This window comes from Vagococcus teuberi, assembly GCF_001870205.1.
GTDB classification, from domain to species: Bacteria; Bacillota; Bacilli; order Lactobacillales; family Vagococcaceae; genus Vagococcus; species Vagococcus teuberi.
The window spans coordinates 780893-797057 of sequence record NZ_CP017267.1; the positions used below are offsets into that span (position 1 = coordinate 780893).

The window sequence follows — 16165 nt, forward strand, 5'->3', positions numbered from 1 at the left end:
GGGATTATTCATAAGGGAGTAACTGGCAGTTCTACATACTGCGGTAATGCCACCAATCGAAATCATTACGTATTTCTGGTGTTACCTTAAATAGTGAGACTTATGTATGTAGTTAAGCATACGTAGGTCTTTTTTTATTTGACTTATGTATAGCGACAAATAAAAGGAGGAAAAGAGATGTCAGAGCAAAAAAAGAAGCAGTTGAATGATGCATTTTATGTTGAAGATGAGAAACAAGTGCTAGAAAAACTGCAATCAACTCCTAATGGGTTGAGTACTGCGGAGGCGGAAAAACGTCTTAAGGAGTATGGTCATAATCAATTGGATGAGGGAAAGAAAAAAAGTTTATTTAGTAAATTTTTAGACCAATTCAAAGATTTTATGATTATCATTTTACTTGCGGCAGCGGTGCTATCATTTTTCATGGGAGACCAAGTTGAAGCGATTATGATTATTGTCGTAGTATTTATTATGGCAATCTTTGGAGTGGTGCAAGAAGCAAAAGCTGAAGAAGCAATTGAAGCATTGAAAGATATGTCAACACCAAATGCTAATGTACGTCGTGATAACACAACTAAAACAGTTAGAAGTACAGATCTAGTACCTGGTGATATTGTGTTGCTAGAAGCCGGAGACGTGATTCCAGCTGATATGCGTTTGATTGAAACAGCGTCGTTAAAAATTGAAGAAGCAGCCTTAACTGGTGAATCCGTTCCAGTTGAAAAAGAAGATGTGGTTTTAGAAAAAGAAGATATTGGTATTGGTGATCGCATCAATATGGCCTATATGAACAGTAATGTCACATATGGTCGTGGTGTTGGTGTGGTAACAGGTACAGGAATGAATACTGAGGTTGGTAAGATTGCTAACATGTTAGCTCAAGCTGACGAAACAAATACACCATTAAAAGAAAATCTAAATAAATTAGGTAAGGTGTTATCTATTGCGATTATTTTCATCTGTATTGTGATGTTTGGAGTGGGAATGTTACGTGGTGGACATAATTGGATGGAAATGTTATTAACATCTGTATCATTAGCCGTTGCGGCAATTCCAGAAGGATTACCTGCGATTGTAACGATTATTTTAGCCTTAGGAACTCAAAAAATGGCTAAACGTAATGCTTTGGTAAGAAAATTGCCGGCTGTTGAAACGTTAGGTAGTACAGATATTATCTGTTCTGATAAAACAGGTACATTGACATTAAACCAAATGACAGTGGAAGAAGTGTTTACAAACAATGAATCAATTCGTGATTCAAAAGATATTCCATTAGATAACACAACCTTAAAAATCATGACATTTTGTAATGATACAAAAATTTCTGATGATGGCACGTTAATTGGTGACCCAACAGAAACTGCTTTAATTAAATATGGTGAAGATCGTGGTTATGATATTGCATCAAAATTAAAAGAAGAACCACGATTAGCCGAAGTACCATTTGATTCTGATAGAAAATTAATGTCGACATTCCATAAATTACCTGACGGTCGTTTCTTTGTAGCTGTAAAAGGTGCGCCTGATGAATTATTGAAACGTTGTACAAACTATGACGTCAATGGCGACATTAAACCAATGGATAAATCAGAAGAAGACTTGATTTTAAAGACTAATAAACAATTAGCGACACAGGCATTACGTGTACTTGCTATGGCTTATAAAATTGTAGATGAGATTCCAAGTGAATTAACAAGTGAAAATGTTGAGGCGGATTTAATCTTCTCAGGTTTAGTCGGGATGATTGACCCAGAACGTAAAGAAGCAGCTGAAGCTGTATGTGTTGCCAAAGAAGCCGGTATTCGTCCAATCATGATTACTGGTGACCATAAAGACACCGCTGAAGCAATCGCTGTGCGTCTTGGTATTTTAAAAGAAGGTCAACATGATGCTGTTATTACTGGTGGCGAATTGAATAATATGTCAGATGAGCAACTAGCTAATTCTATTGAACAATATTCCGTTTACGCTAGAGTGTCACCTGAACATAAAGTACGTATTGTTAAAGCATGGCAAAAAGATGGGAAAGTAGTGGCGATGACTGGAGATGGAGTAAACGATGCACCAGCTCTTAAAACTGCTGATATTGGTATAGGTATGGGTATTACTGGTACGGAAGTATCTAAAGGGGCAAGTGATATGGTCTTAGCTGATGATAACTTCTCCACTATTATCGTTGCCGTTGAAGAAGGACGCAAGGTCTTCTCAAACATTCAAAAAACAGTTCAATACTTACTTGCTGCAAACTTAGGGGAAGTTTTAACCTTATTTATTGCGACAATGCTCGGTTGGGATACATTATTACCAGTTCACTTATTATGGATTAACGTAGTAACTGATACATTCCCTGCGATTGCCTTAGGATTGGAACCTGCTGAAAAAGGTATTATGAAACACAAACCACGTGGTCGAGATTCAGACTTCTTTTCAGGTGGTGTTATGAGTAGTATTATCTATCAGGGTATTTTAGAGGCAGGATTGACACTTGGTGTGTACATGTATGCCATTAATAACCCGGTCCACTCAAGCTATGATGCTATCCATGCAGATGCGTTAACGATGGCTTATGCAACACTTGGATTAATTCAATTGATTCACGCATTTAACGTGAAATCTGTTCATGAATCAATCTTTAAAGTTGGGGCATTTAGAAATAAAATCTTTAACTATGCGATTTTACTTTCATTTGTTTTACTTGCAGCAACAATCGTTGTACCAGGATTTAATGATTTGTTTAAAGTAGCTCACTTAGATGGTCATCAATGGTTGGCAGTATTAATTGGTTCATTTGCTATTCTACCAATAGTAGAAATTGTTAAATGGATTCAACGAAAAACGATTTATAAATAGGATGTTTAAACTATCCATATTTTCTTGGATAGTTTTTTCATTTATGTTGACAAAATAAGAGTATATCTATAATATTGGAGTTAATGTGTTGCAATTTGAAGAAAAATATGGCAGCCAATCCTTTAAAAAAATGTTAAAAAAAGTAAAATAAATAAGAGTTAATGAAAGAGGGGAATATCATTGAAAAAACCAAATGTTGGCCAATATTTGCAAGTTATTAATGCAGTTGTCACAGAATCTGAAAACGTTGGAGAAAAGATGAATCCATCATATGAAATTGTTCGTAACGCAATTGATGAGGAAAATTTATCAGATTTGACAGTTGAACAATTAACAGATATTAAGAGCCATTTTTCTGAAGGTACAGAAGAATATAGAGTAATGGAAAACACTTTGAGCCACTTAAAAGCACCTGTTAGAGTTTTAGGGATTCATAAAAAATTGGAAAAAGCATTTAAAGAGTATGTTGAAGGGTGTCAAGAAATGATTGATTCGATTGATGCTGAGAACGCTAAGGTTGATAGTGAAGCGTTTGATCTATCTGAAGCAAAACAAGATGCGGCAACAGATGGTATCTCATTCTGTATTCAACGCATTACACAGATTATTATGAATAAGTAAAGTAAAAGGGATGAGAGAATCATCTCTTTTTTTAAATATAGGTAAAGATTTTTAAAATTAAATTAGTAAACAGACAGATAAGATAATTAATGGTATTCTTATTGTATAACAAGTGTTAGGAGTGGGATAATATGTTAAAAAGAAAATCCTATCCAGGACTGACAGATGAAGAAGTGTTAAATAGGATTGCTAGAGGAGAAGTAAATCAAGCAATCCCTAAGACAACACGTTCATTTAAACAAATTGTGTTTGAAAATAGTTTTACATTATTTAATTTTATTAACTTAGTGATAGCAGGCTTTATCGTATATACAGGTAGTTACAAAAATTTACTTTTTCTTGGAGTAATTATTACAAATACATTAGTTGGTGTATATCAAGAAATTAAAGCAAAAAATAATATTGATCGATTAAGTTTGTTAAGTGAATCGAAAGTCAGTGTTATACGAAACTATAAGGTATTAGAGATTCCGCAAAATGAAGTGGTTAAGGATGATTTAATAAATATAAAACGAGGACAACAAATTGTTGTTGATGGTATAGTGCTGGATACTGAAGGCATGGAGTGTGACGAATCTCAATTGACAGGTGAGTCAGACCCAATCATTAAAACCAATGGTTCAGAAGTCTATTCTGGAAGTTTCATTGTGAGTGGTAGTGGGTTGATGCAAGCTACACATGTTGGAAAAGATAGTTACAGTTATAAATTGAGTATAGAAGCAAAGCAAACAAAAGGCATATATAGTGAGTTGATCATGATGATGAATCGTCTAATTCGTCTTCTTACTATGGTAATCATTCCAATTGGTGCCATTCTAATGATTACAAGTCTAACAAGCGGAACGCAATTAAACGAAGCGATACTTGGTAGTACGGCTGCTATTATGGGAATGATTCCAGAAGGATTAATTTTACTTACCACTGTTGCATTAGCTGTTGGGGTCATAAAGTTAAGTCGTAGGAAGGTTCTTGTTCAAACGATGGGGGCAATAGAAACACTTGCTAGAGTAGATGTATTGTGCCTTGATAAAACGGGAACGTTGACAAGCGGACAATTAAAAGTGGTAGAATTTGATACAGTTGATGAAAATCATTTATCGAAAGAAACATTTTCAGCAATGATAGGATCGATGGTTAAAGGTCTGGATGAAGATAATGCAACGGGCCTTGCTTTGATGCACTACTTTAATGAAGTAGATGAGCAGTTAATACCATCAAAACAAATTCCGTTTTCTTCTGCTAGAAAATGGAGTGCGATTACGTTTAAAAATGATTATACTTATTTCATGGGAGCACCTGAATATTTATTTGGTGATTTTTCTGAAGCTCAATCAGTTAAAATGTCTGAAGCATTTAGTCATGGATTGCGTATCATTGCCATTACACGTAGTCAGGTTGATGAGGCAACAACAGTCTTACCAAATGATTTAGAGTTATTAGGGTTTATTTATTTGGAAGATGAGATTAGACCAGAAGCACCGCAAACACTTGAGTATTTTAAACAAGAAAAAGTAGATATCTGCATCATTTCTGGCGATCATCCTGAAACGGTAGCACAAATTGCGAAGCGATCGGGTGTATCACATGGTGAGGAATCAATTGATATGAGTAAAATACCTGATGATAAAATTCCAGAAGTAGTGAAGACTCACCGCATTTTTGGGCGAGTTTCACCAGAACAAAAGAAAAAACTAGTTATAGCACTCCAAGATGACCATCATGTTGTGGGAATGACAGGAGACGGTGTGAATGATATTTTAGCATTGAAACAAGCTGATTGTAGCATTGTTATGGCTAATGGTAGCGATGCAGCTAAGGGAATTGCTGATTTTGTTTTATTAGACTCTAATTTCGATTCCATGATTGACGTGGTGTTGGAGGGAAGACAAGTTATTAACAATATTCAACGTGTGTCATCTCTTTACTTAACTAAAACAGTGTACTCATTATTTTTAGCTGCTATTTTTATTTTTGTGAGTTCACCTTATCCGTTCCAGCCAATCCAATTGAGTCCAATAAATGCCTTAACAGTCGGAATACCATCGTTTTTCTTAGCGTTGCGACCAAATACACAACCAATTAAAGGAATGTTTTTAAAGAATGTCTTTGAACCACCTTTAGCAAGTGGGTTGACTGTGGTTATCACAACATTGCTTATTGAAGTGTTTGGAAATGTATTTGCTTGGAGTTATGAAGAAAAATCAACCGTGACAGTCTTATTAGCAGGGTTTATTGGTTTTATTGTTTTAAGAGAAATTTCAAAACCTCTTACTACGAAGATTAATGTACTTTTAAGTGCTTTGTTATTATTCTTCTTGTGTCTTTTTACATTTTTTGATAGAATTTTTTCGTTAGTTAATTTATATAATATAAAATTAGCTGTTGTGTATATACCATTAATGCTCCTAGCAATTCCTATATTCTATACAATTCGATGTCTTGTTAAAAAAATATTTAGAGAGTAAGTTAACATAAAATTCATACTTTATTATTAAAAAATATGTATTTTAGATGTATCATGGAATTGTATTATAAAAACTAGTTTATTATGGGAGGGTAAAATGAAAAAAATGGTCATAGGTAGTATGTTACTTAGTAGTGTGTTTGTCATATCTGGATGTTCTTCTGGATTAAGCACGTCTGCAAGTGAAGGTCAAACTACTAAACGTACAGTTGAAATATCAACGTCTACTACGAATGAAATAAACTATGAAAGCAATCCTATTTTTGAAGGTAGATTAATCAGTGACCCAGTGATAGATAAGAATGCAGTCATTCTATCATTTGAGTCAGTTGATGCGGTGAATGATCCTGAATCCATCCATGACGTTTTAGATTCAAATGGTGTAGTATTGAATGTAGATAAAACAATATTTGATAAAACAAAACACAAAGAAAAGTTTAAGCAAGGCGCATTAGTAGAGTTTACGTTGACCAAAACACCTGCATTGACATATTCAATACCACCTCAAGTCCCTGGAGCCTCAATTAAATCAGTACAAATTAAAGATAATTAATATCAAAAAGCATTTGACAAGTCATGTCAATGCTTTTTTTTTATGTTTCGTAATGTAAATCAAAATGTTACAATAAGTAAAATGAATATGAGAAATGAGGGAATAAACGTGACAGAGTATTTAAATGTTGGGAAAATTGTGAATACGCAAGGAATTAAAGGTGAAGTCAGAGTAATTTCTCAAACAGATTTTCCTGAAAAACGATATAAAAAAGGAAACGTCTTATATCTCTTTCGAGAGGGAAAAGATGTAGCAGAACTAACGATAAAATCACATAGAAAGCATAAAAACTTTGATATCGTGAGCTTTGAAAATCATCCTAATATTAATGATGTTGAAAAGTATCGAGATGGTATTTTAAAAGTTAAAAAAGACGAAGTAGGTCAGTTAGAAGAAAATGCCTTTTATTATCACGAAATAATCGGATGTGAAGTGGTAGATGAAACAGGTGAATTGTTAGGAACAGTGAAAGAAATTCTATCTCCTGGAGCTAATGATGTATGGGTAGTAAAACACAAACAACACGGTAAAAAAGATATACTTTTACCTTACATTGAGTCAGTCATGTTAGACGTTAATGTCACAGATAAAAAGATTACGGTTGAAATTCCAGAAGGGTTGATTGACGATGAGAATTGATGTCTTAACTCTTTTTCCAAGAATGTTTGAAGGTCCACTAACAGAGTCAATTTTAGGTAAAGCAATCGACAAAGAGTTGCTAGATGTTCATGTTAGAAATTTTCGCGATTTTTCTACCAACAAACATCAACAAGTAGACGACTATCCTTATGGTGGTGGAGCAGGAATGTTACTTAAAGTTCAACCAATTCATGATGCTTTAACATTTATTAAAGAAGATGCACGGACTCAGCCGCGCGTCATTTTACTAGACCCAGCAGGAAAACCATTTAATCAAGAGATGGCAGAAGATTTTTCCGAAGAAGAACATTTAGTGTTTATTTGTGGTCATTATGAAGGATACGATGAAAGAATTCGTTCGTTAGTAACAGATGAAGTATCCCTTGGTGATTACGTATTAACAGGTGGCGAGCTTGGTGCGATGGTGATGATTGATGCGACAGTTAGATTGTTACCTGAAGTGTTAGGTAATGATGAGTCTGCCAAAACAGATTCCCACTCAACTGGACTTTTAGAACACCCACAATATACAAGACCGGCAAATTATGAAGGAATGGAAGTCCCTCATGTTCTGACAAATGGTAACCACAAATTAATTGCAGAATGGCAATTAAAAGAGTCGTTAAGACGAACTTTTTTAAGACGACCAGATATGTTAGAATCACTTGAAATGACAAAAGAAATGGAAAAATTACTTGAAGAAGTGAAAAAGGAAGAAAAAAGTATTTAGCCCCTTTACTGAAAAGAGTAATTATGCTATTATAATTTAGTGAGTCAAATGGCTCATCTATTACAACATTCCGCTGTGCCATATGCATATGAGTGTTTAGAATAAGGAGAATGTGGACATGAATCCATTAATAGAAGAAATTACAAAAGAACAATTACGCTCTGATATACCAGCTTTTAGACCTGGTGATACTGTACGTGTACATGCTAAAGTTGTTGAGGGTAGTCGTGAACGTATCCAGTTATTTGAAGGTGTTGTAATTAAACGCCGTGGTGCTGGAATTAGCGAAACTTACACTGTACGTAAAATTTCTAACGGTGTTGGTGTGGAACGTACTTTTCCAATCCATACACCACGTGTTGCTCAAATTGAAGTAATCCGTTATGGTAAAGTTCGTCGTGCGAAACTTTATTACATCCGTGCATTACATGGTAAAGCAGCAAGAATTAAAGAAATCCGTCGTTAATCATTTGTTAACAGGTGATGGCCCTATGAAAATAGGGTCTTTGTCAAATAGGACTGATGGATTAAATTTTGGCTGTACACTAAATCGTGTTGATAGATTAAATTCTATCAACACGATTTTTTGTTTTAGGCATAGAAAAAGGGGCATTCTTATTGGTAAAATTAAGTCGACTATAACTAACATTACAAAGAATAATACCCCTATGAATAATAATACAAGAAAACTACTCAATTTAACCGATGATTCTCTTATTTTTAATGGGGATTGATTGTCTCATTAAGCGAGAAACAACCGCTCAGTTAACATGATGACAGGAAGATCAGAGAATAAAGATAAGCAATGCCAGAAATGTGGATGTTATCAATCCGTTAAAAACGGAACGTATCAAACTATTAGTCAATTGCCTGAAGTTGAACGTCGCCCAACTTATCTGAAACTTCACAGAGATTAAAAACTGTGGATCAACTTTCAGTGCTTCTACTTCTCTAGTAGATGACTATTGTCACATTTCTAAACAGATTAAATACCAAATTGCCTTTGACTTAAAAGAGAATCAATCACGTAAAAAAATCGCAGAATGCCACAGTGTCTCTGAAAATACTGTTAAACGTGTGTTAGTATCATTTACTAATAACTAGCAACCGAATGTTAATTTCTTGCCCACGGCTCTTTGTGTAGATGAGTTTAGCTCTACTTCTGATTGTCATGCTGGAATGAGCTTTATTTGTGCTGATGCGGCATCTAAAAAAATAATCGATATCTTACCTGATAAAAGATTGCATAAGTTGGTTTCTTACTTTATGAAGTATTCCAGAAAATCACGTCTAAAAGTAAGATTTTGGTCATGGACATGAATGCAAGTTACGGTCAACTATTAAAAACAGTCTTTCCAAACGCGAAATCATCACAGATCGATTTCATATCATTCAACATATTAACCGCTCTTTCAACACCTTAAGAATAAAAGAAATGAATCAACCGACACAATTTAAATAGTTTGTTACTGTTTTCAAAAACATTTAAAAAGTATCGAGAAGAAATAAAAAACTCCTTTTTAGCTGATTAGACACCTTAATTATAAAGGAAAGTGCTATTTTTTCGTCAAAAAACGGAACAAAATCAAAAATAATTTTGTTCCGTTTAATCTTTTTTTAGACACTTTTGGGTCAGCCTATTTTAAATTATAAAGTTTTAATTTTATTGATTAAGTGATTTTTTTATTATTTAGTCACAGAAGAGTTAATAGCTTGTTTTATTTATGTTAAAATGAGAAACAGTAATATACTTAGGAGGTTCAGAGAATGAATGTCAAAATAGGTGATATAATGATTGGGGAAATTACAGGGATTCAAACATATGGTGCATTTGTCTCGCTAGGAGACAATCAACAAGGATTGATTCATGTTTCAGAAGTTAAACATGGTTTTATAAAAAATATAGAAGATGACTTAAGAGTAGGTCAAAAAGTTAAAGTTCAAGTTATTGATGTAGATGAATACACTAAAAAAATTAGTTTATCATTACGTGTATTTCAAGATGCACCACCTATTTTATTTAAGAAAAAAAAATATTTTACAAATCGTTATAAAAATATCGGTTTTGAAAGTATTGATAAGAATCTATCAATTTGGGTTGATGAGTTTTTAGAGGATATTACGGAAAATAACTGATATATTTCTGAAAATATGTTACAATTACATTTGTCGATTTATTATAACTATTAAATAAGAGGTGTGTAATATTGGAACAGTCTAGAGTAGCTGGGACAGTCATTCTTAATCTACAAGATGGTCATAAAAAATTTTTAGTACAAAAAACAGATGATACTGTAAGTTTTATTCAAACTACAATTAATGATAGTTTTACAAGTCTAGCATGTATTTTAGAGAAATTGACTCAGTCTGCTGGGTTAGATTCAGGTGCTATGGATTTAGTAGAGTTAACTAATATTAATATTGAAAATGAGAAATTGCCACTCTTTGTCTTTAGTCTAGATGAAGAATGTATTGATTTTTATTCTTTGAATTCTGAGTTTTTATGGGAAGAGCCTGCGACATTAAGAATGGTTTTGCAAGATTTTAATGTTAGTGGAGTGCCTTTTTTAAATTAACTGTTGACATTATCAAATAGGAGTTGTATTATATAGAAGTTGTCAAAACAACTTGTTATTTTAACTTAAAAAAATAATAAAAAAACATTGACAAAATATTATTTTGTTGATAATATATAAAAGTTGTTACAGCAATGATATTTAGACCTTTGAAAACTGAACAAAGTAAGACGAACCAAATGTGTAGGGCGTTTCTATTATGTAGAAACAAACCATATTTAGTGAATATAATTTGCTAGCAAGTTTTAAAAAATGAGCTTAAACATCGTAAGATGTTATCAACTTTTTATTGAGAGTTTGATCCTGGCTCAGGACGAACGCTGGCGGCGTGCCTAATACATGCAAGTCGAACGCATTTCTTTTCACCGGAGCTTGCTCCACCGAAAAGAAATGAGTGGCGGACGGGTGAGTAACACGTGGGCAACCTGCCCATCAGAGGGGGATAACACTTGGAAACAGGTGCTAATACCGCATAATTGATTTTATCGCATGGTGAAATCATAAAAGACGCTTTAAGTGTCACTGATGGATGGGCCCGCGGTGCATTAGTTAGTTGGTGGGGTAATGGCCTACCAAGACCATGATGCATAGCCGACCTGAGAGGGTGATCGGCCACACTGGGACTGAGACACGGCCCAGACTCCTACGGGAGGCAGCAGTAGGGAATCTTCGGCAATGGACGAAAGTCTGACCGAGCAACGCCGCGTGAGTGAAGAAGGTTTTCGGATCGTAAAACTCTGTTGTTAGAGAAGAATAAGTGATAGAGTAACTGTTATCACCTTGACGGTATCTAACCAGAAAGCCACGGCTAACTACGTGCCAGCAGCCGCGGTAATACGTAGGTGGCAAGCGTTGTCCGGATTTATTGGGCGTAAAGCGAGCGCAGGCGGTCTTTTAAGTCTGATGTGAAAGCCCTCGGCTCAACCGAGGAAGGTCATTGGAAACTGGAGGACTTGAGTGTAGAAGAGGAGAGTGGAATTCCATGTGTAGCGGTGAAATGCGTAGATATATGGAGGAACACCAGTGGCGAAGGCGACTCTCTGGTCTGTAACTGACGCTGAGGCTCGAAAGCGTGGGGAGCAAACAGGATTAGATACCCTGGTAGTCCACGCCGTAAACGATGAGTGCTAAGTGTTGGAGGGTTTCCGCCCTTCAGTGCTGCAGTTAACGCATTAAGCACTCCGCCTGGGGAGTACGGCCGCAAGGCTGAAACTCAAAGGAATTGACGGGGGCCCGCACAAGCGGTGGAGCATGTGGTTTAATTCGAAGCAACGCGAAGAACCTTACCAGGTCTTGACATCCTTTGACCACTCTAGAGATAGACCTTTCCCTTCGGGGACAAAGTGACAGGTGGTGCATGGTTGTCGTCAGCTCGTGTCGTGAGATGTTGGGTTAAGTCCCGCAACGAGCGCAACCCTTATTGTTAGTTGCCATCATTTAGTTGGGCACTCTAGCGAGACTGCCGGTGACAAACCGGAGGAAGGTGGGGATGACGTCAAATCATCATGCCCCTTATGACCTGGGCTACACACGTGCTACAATGGACAGTACAATGAGTTGCGAGACCGCGAGGTTTAGCTAATCTCTTAAAGCTGTTCTCAGTTCGGATTGTAGGCTGCAACTCGCCTACATGAAGCCGGAATCGCTAGTAATCGTGGATCAGCATGCCACGGTGAATACGTTCCCGGGCCTTGTACACACCGCCCGTCACACCACGAGAGTTTGTAACACCCAAAGTCGGTGAGGTAACCTTTTGGAGCCAGCCGCCTAAGGTGGGATAGATGATTGGGGTGAAGTCGTAACAAGGTAGCCGTATCGGAAGGTGCGGCTGGATCACCTCCTTTCTAAGGATAATTACGGAAAACACATTTTGTCTTTACTTTGTTCAGTTTTGAGAGGTCTACTCTTAAAATAGTTAGGGGCCTTAGCTCAGCTGGGAGAGCGCCTGCCTTGCACGCAGGAGGTCAGCGGTTCGATCCCGCTAGGCTCCATTGATGAGTAATCATCAAACGAATTGTTCATTGAAAACTGGATAGTTGAAGTTAGACATCAACATAAACCGAGAACACCGCGTTGAACAGTTTCTTTAAAAAGAACTGTGAAATGTATTAATGATTATCTATCGCTAGTTAGTCATTAATAAAAAACAAGCTAACCGTCAGGTTAGAAAAGGTTAAGTGAATAAGGGCGCACGGTGGATGCCTTGGCACTAGAAGCCGATGAAGGACGGGACTAACACCGATATGCTTCGGGGAGCAGTAAGTATGCTATGATCCGGAGATTTCCGAATGGGGGAACCCAATATCTTTTATAGGATATTATCTAATAGTGAATACATAGCTATTAGAAGGTAGACGCAGAGAACTGAAACATCTAAGTACCTGCAGGAAGAGAAAGAAAAATCGATTTCCTTAGTAGCGGCGAGCGAAACGGAAACAGCCCAAACCAACAAGCTTGCTTGTTGGGGTTGTAGGACTCAGCTGTGGTAGCTGTTGTGGATAGTCGAATCGACTTGGAAAGGTCAGCCGTAGCGGGTAAAAGCCCCGTAGACGAAATTGACAACACACCTATGAGTATCCTGAGTACGGCGGAACACGAGAAATTCCGTCGGAATCCGGGAGGACCATCTCCCAAGGCTAAATACTCTCTAGTGACCGATAGTGAACCAGTACCGTGAGGGAAAGGTGAAAAGCACCCCGGAAGGGGAGTGAAATAGAACCTGAAACCGTGTGCCTACAAGAAGTTAGAGCCCGTTAATGGGTGATAGCGTGCCTTTTGCAGAATGAACCGGCGAGTTACGATAGCATGCGAGGTTAAGCTGAAGAAGCGGAGCCGTAGCGAAAGCGAGTCTGAATAGGGCGAATGAGTATGTTGTCGTAGACCCGAAACCATGTGACCTACCCATGTCCAGGTTGAAGGTGTGGTAAAACGCACTGGAGGACCGAACCCACGTACGTTGAAAAGTGCGGGGATGAGGTGTGGGTAGCGGAGAAATTCCAAACGAACTTGGAGATAGCTGGTTCTCTCCGAAATAGCTTTAGGGCTAGCCTCGGATTTGAGAATGATGGAGGTAGAGCACTGTTTGGACTAGGGGCCCGTCTTGGGTTACCGAATTCAGATAAACTCCGAATGCCATTCATTTATATCCGGGAGTCAGACAGTGAGTGATAAGATCCATTGTCGAAAGGGAAACAGCCCAGACCACCAGCTAAGGTCCCAAAATACATGTTAAGTGGAAAAGGATGTGAGGGTGCACAAACAACTAGGATGTTGGCTTAGAAGCAGCCACCATTTAAAGAGTGCGTAATAGCTCACTAGTCGAGTGCCCTTGCGCCGAAAATGTACCGGGGCTAAACATGTTACCGAAGCTGTGGATAGAACCTTTGGTTCTATGGTAGGAGAGCGTTCTAAGGGCGTTGAAGCTGGATCGTAAGGACTGGTGGAGCGCTTAGAAGTGAGAATGCCGGTATGAGTAGCGAAAGACAGGTGAGAATCCTGTCCACCGAATGACTAAGGTTTCCTGGGGAAGGCTCGTCCTCCCAGGGTTAGTCGGGACCTAAGCTGAGGCCGATAGGCGTAGGCGATGGATAACAGGTTGAGATTCCTGTACTCGTTTGTTTTGTTTGAACAATGGAGGGACACAGGAGGCTATGAGATCGTGCGACTGGAAGTGCACGTTCAAGCAACAAGTCTTGATAAGAGTCAAATGCTTTTATCTATAAGGACAAGTTGTGATGAGTAGGGAAATAAAGTACCGAAGTCTCAATGTCACACTGTCAAGAAAAGCTTCTAGTTAGAAACAAATGACCCGTACCGCAAACCGACACAGGTAGTCGAGGAGAGAATCCTAAGGTGAGCGAGAGAACTCTCGTTAAGGAACTCGGCAAAATGACCCCGTAACTTCGGGAGAAGGGGTGCTGAACGCAAGTTCAGCCGCAGTGAATAGGCCCAAGCGACTGTTTATCAAAAACACAGGTCTCTGCAAAATCGAAAGATGACGTATAGGGGCTGACGCCTGCCCGGTGCTGGAAGGTTAAGAGGATGGGTTAGCAATAGCGAAGCTCAAAATTGAAGCCCCAGTAAACGGCGGCCGTAACTATAACGGTCCTAAGGTAGCGAAATTCCTTGTCGGGTAAGTTCCGACCCGCACGAAAGGCGTAACGATTTGGGCACTGTCTCAACGAGAGACTCGGTGAAATTTTAGTACCTGTGAAGATGCAGGTTACCCGCGACAGGACGGAAAGACCCCATGGAGCTTTACTGTAGTTTGATATTGAATGTTTGTGACACATGTACAGGATAGGTAGGAGCCGTAGAAGTCGGAACGCTAGTTTCGATGGAGGCGCTGGTGGGATACTACCCTTGTGTTATGACCATTCTAACCCGCACCACTAATCGTGGTGGGAGACAGTGTCAGATGGACAGTTTGACTGGGGCGGTCGCCTCCCAAAAGGTAACGGAGGCGCCCAAAGGTTCCCTCAGAATGGTTGGAAATCATTCGTAGAGTGCAAAGGCAGAAGGGAGCTTGACTGCGAGAGCTACAACTCGAGCAGGGACGAAAGTCGGGCTTAGTGATCCGGTGGTTCCGCATGGAAGGGCCATCGCTCAACGGATAAAAGCTACCCTGGGGATAACAGGCTTATCTCCCCCAAGAGTTCACATCGACGGGGAGGTTTGGCACCTCGATGTCGGCTCGTCGCATCCTGGGGCTGTAGTCGGTCCCAAGGGTTGGGCTGTTCGCCCATTAAAGCGGCACGCGAGCTGGGTTCAGAACGTCGTGAGACAGTTCGGTCCCTATCCGTCGCGGGCGTTGGAAATTTGAGAGGAGCTGTCCTTAGTACGAGAGGACCGGGATGGACATACCTCTGGTGTACCAGTTGTTCTGCCAAGGGCATTGCTGGGTAGCTATGTATGGACGGGATAAACGCTGAAAGCATCTAAGCGTGAAGCCCCCCTCAAGATGAGATTTCCCATTCCTTTAAGGAAGTAAGACCCCTGAAAGATGATCAGGTAGATAGGCTAGGAGTGGAAGTACAGTGATGTATGGAGCGGACTAGTACTAATCGGTCGAGGACTTAACCAAAATAAGCGGTGGACAATTATGATGATAGATAACTTTAACATCCAGTTTTGAGTGAGCAATTACTCAATAATATATAAGTGCGGTGACGATGGCAAGAAGGATACACCTGTAACCATGCCGAACACAGAAGTTAAGCTTCTTAGCGCCGAGGGTAGTGAAGGGTTTCCCTTTGTGAGAGTAGGACGTTGCCGTGCTTATATTAATTATTATCCGGCATAGCTCAGTTGGTAGTAGCGCATGACTGTTAATCATGATGTCGTAGGTTCGAGTCCTACTGCCGGAGTATAGACTTAAAATAATTTAATAGTAATAATCCGGCATAGCTCAGTTGGTAGTAGCGCATGACTGTTAATCATGATGTCGTAGGTTCGAGTCCTACTGCCGGAGCTGAAAATATCTAGTATTTTTATACTAGATATTTTTTTTATTGTACACTAAATCGTGTTGATAGTTTAAATTCTATCAATGTGATTTTTGTTGTAGTCATAAAAAGGCTTTACGTCAAATGATGTGGATGAATAAAATTAAGTTTACTTAAGCAACGAAAGTCTATTGGCTTTTGTTGCTTATTTATTATATGTATTGAAAACCACCCGCATAGCAGGTGTTTTTCAATACATATAATAAAAAGATGATTGTGAGAGTCATC

The 16165-nt window shown here is 38.4% G+C and carries 13 protein-coding genes, 3 tRNA genes and 3 rRNA genes; all 19 read left to right on the top strand.

Annotated elements, in window-relative coordinates:
* The first annotated feature begins 177 nt into the window (after positions 1–177).
* The 19 genes from BHY08_RS03750 (at position 178) to BHY08_RS03825 (ending at position 15903) form a co-directional block, all read left to right on the top strand.
* Positions 178–2850 (top strand): calcium-translocating P-type ATPase, PMCA-type, encoded by a 2673-nt coding sequence (locus tag BHY08_RS03750; RefSeq protein WP_071456606.1) that lies wholly within the window; start codon positions 178–180, stop codon positions 2848–2850.
* Between the two features lie 180 nt (positions 2851–3030).
* Entirely contained in the window at positions 3031–3471 is a 441-nt protein-coding gene (locus BHY08_RS03755; protein WP_071456607.1) for a hypothetical protein, read from the top strand.
* A 131-nt stretch (positions 3472–3602) separates the two neighbouring features.
* Positions 3603–5936, top strand: coding sequence for an HAD-IC family P-type ATPase (locus BHY08_RS03760; protein WP_071456608.1), 2334 nt, complete (start codon positions 3603–3605; stop codon positions 5934–5936).
* A 96-nt stretch (positions 5937–6032) separates the two neighbouring features.
* A complete protein-coding gene (locus tag BHY08_RS03765; RefSeq protein ID WP_071456609.1) occupies positions 6033–6488 on the top strand; it encodes a hypothetical protein in 456 nt (151 codons plus the stop codon).
* A gap of 108 nt (positions 6489–6596) precedes the next feature.
* Positions 6597–7127 (top strand): ribosome maturation factor RimM, encoded by a 531-nt coding sequence (gene rimM, locus BHY08_RS03770; RefSeq protein ID WP_071456610.1) that lies wholly within the window; start codon positions 6597–6599, stop codon positions 7125–7127.
* Positions 7117–7857: a tRNA (guanosine(37)-N1)-methyltransferase TrmD gene (gene trmD, locus BHY08_RS03775; RefSeq protein WP_071456611.1), complete on the top strand. Its 741-nt coding sequence runs from the start codon at positions 7117–7119 to the stop codon at positions 7855–7857. The genes rimM and trmD overlap by 11 nt, the downstream gene beginning before the upstream one ends.
* A 118-nt stretch (positions 7858–7975) precedes the next feature.
* Complete coding sequence (gene rplS / locus BHY08_RS03780) at positions 7976–8323, top strand: 50S ribosomal protein L19 (protein ID WP_071456612.1); 348 nt, start codon at positions 7976–7978, stop codon at positions 8321–8323.
* Positions 8324–8630: 307 nt separating this feature from the next.
* Positions 8631–8774 carry a hypothetical protein gene (locus BHY08_RS10925; RefSeq protein ID WP_157093626.1) on the top strand — a complete coding sequence of 48 codons (144 nt, stop codon included), beginning with the start codon at positions 8631–8633 and terminating at the stop codon, positions 8772–8774.
* Positions 8770–8961, top strand: coding sequence for a helix-turn-helix domain-containing protein (locus BHY08_RS11415; RefSeq protein WP_084657295.1), 192 nt, complete (start codon positions 8770–8772; stop codon positions 8959–8961). Before BHY08_RS10925 ends, BHY08_RS11415 begins: the two co-directional genes overlap by 5 nt.
* An 18-nt stretch (positions 8962–8979) precedes the next feature.
* The gene (locus BHY08_RS11420; protein WP_157093627.1) at positions 8980–9177 is read left to right on the top strand and encodes a transposase; all 198 of its coding nucleotides are present in this window, start codon (positions 8980–8982) and stop codon (positions 9175–9177) included.
* A 19-nt stretch (positions 9178–9196) separates the two neighbouring features.
* On the top strand, positions 9197–9319 hold the full coding sequence (locus BHY08_RS11425) for a transposase (RefSeq protein ID WP_157093676.1): 123 nt from the start codon (positions 9197–9199) through the stop codon (positions 9317–9319).
* Positions 9320–9624: 305 nt separating this feature from the next.
* Positions 9625–9993: a CvfD/Ygs/GSP13 family RNA-binding post-transcriptional regulator gene (locus BHY08_RS03790; protein WP_071456614.1), complete on the top strand. Its 369-nt coding sequence runs from the start codon at positions 9625–9627 to the stop codon at positions 9991–9993.
* A gap of 71 nt (positions 9994–10064) precedes the next feature.
* The gene (locus BHY08_RS03795; protein ID WP_084657163.1) at positions 10065–10433 is read left to right on the top strand and encodes a hypothetical protein; all 369 of its coding nucleotides are present in this window, start codon (positions 10065–10067) and stop codon (positions 10431–10433) included.
* Positions 10434–10718: 285 nt separating this feature from the next.
* Positions 10719–12277: ribosomal RNA gene (locus BHY08_RS03800) — 16S ribosomal RNA — on the top strand.
* Positions 12278–12351: 74 nt separating this feature from the next.
* Positions 12352–12424, top strand: a tRNA-Ala gene (locus BHY08_RS03805).
* A gap of 180 nt (positions 12425–12604) precedes the next feature.
* Positions 12605–15516, top strand: a 23S ribosomal RNA gene (locus tag BHY08_RS03810).
* 78 nt (positions 15517–15594) lie between these two features.
* Positions 15595–15710, top strand: a 5S ribosomal RNA gene (gene rrf, locus BHY08_RS03815).
* The 16S, 23S and 5S rRNA genes sit together here with 3 tRNA genes alongside, the layout of an rRNA operon.
* A gap of 15 nt (positions 15711–15725) precedes the next feature.
* A tRNA-Asn gene (locus tag BHY08_RS03820) sits at positions 15726–15799 on the top strand.
* A gap of 30 nt (positions 15800–15829) precedes the next feature.
* A tRNA-Asn gene (locus tag BHY08_RS03825) sits at positions 15830–15903 on the top strand.
* Positions 15904–16165 lie beyond the last annotated feature (262 nt).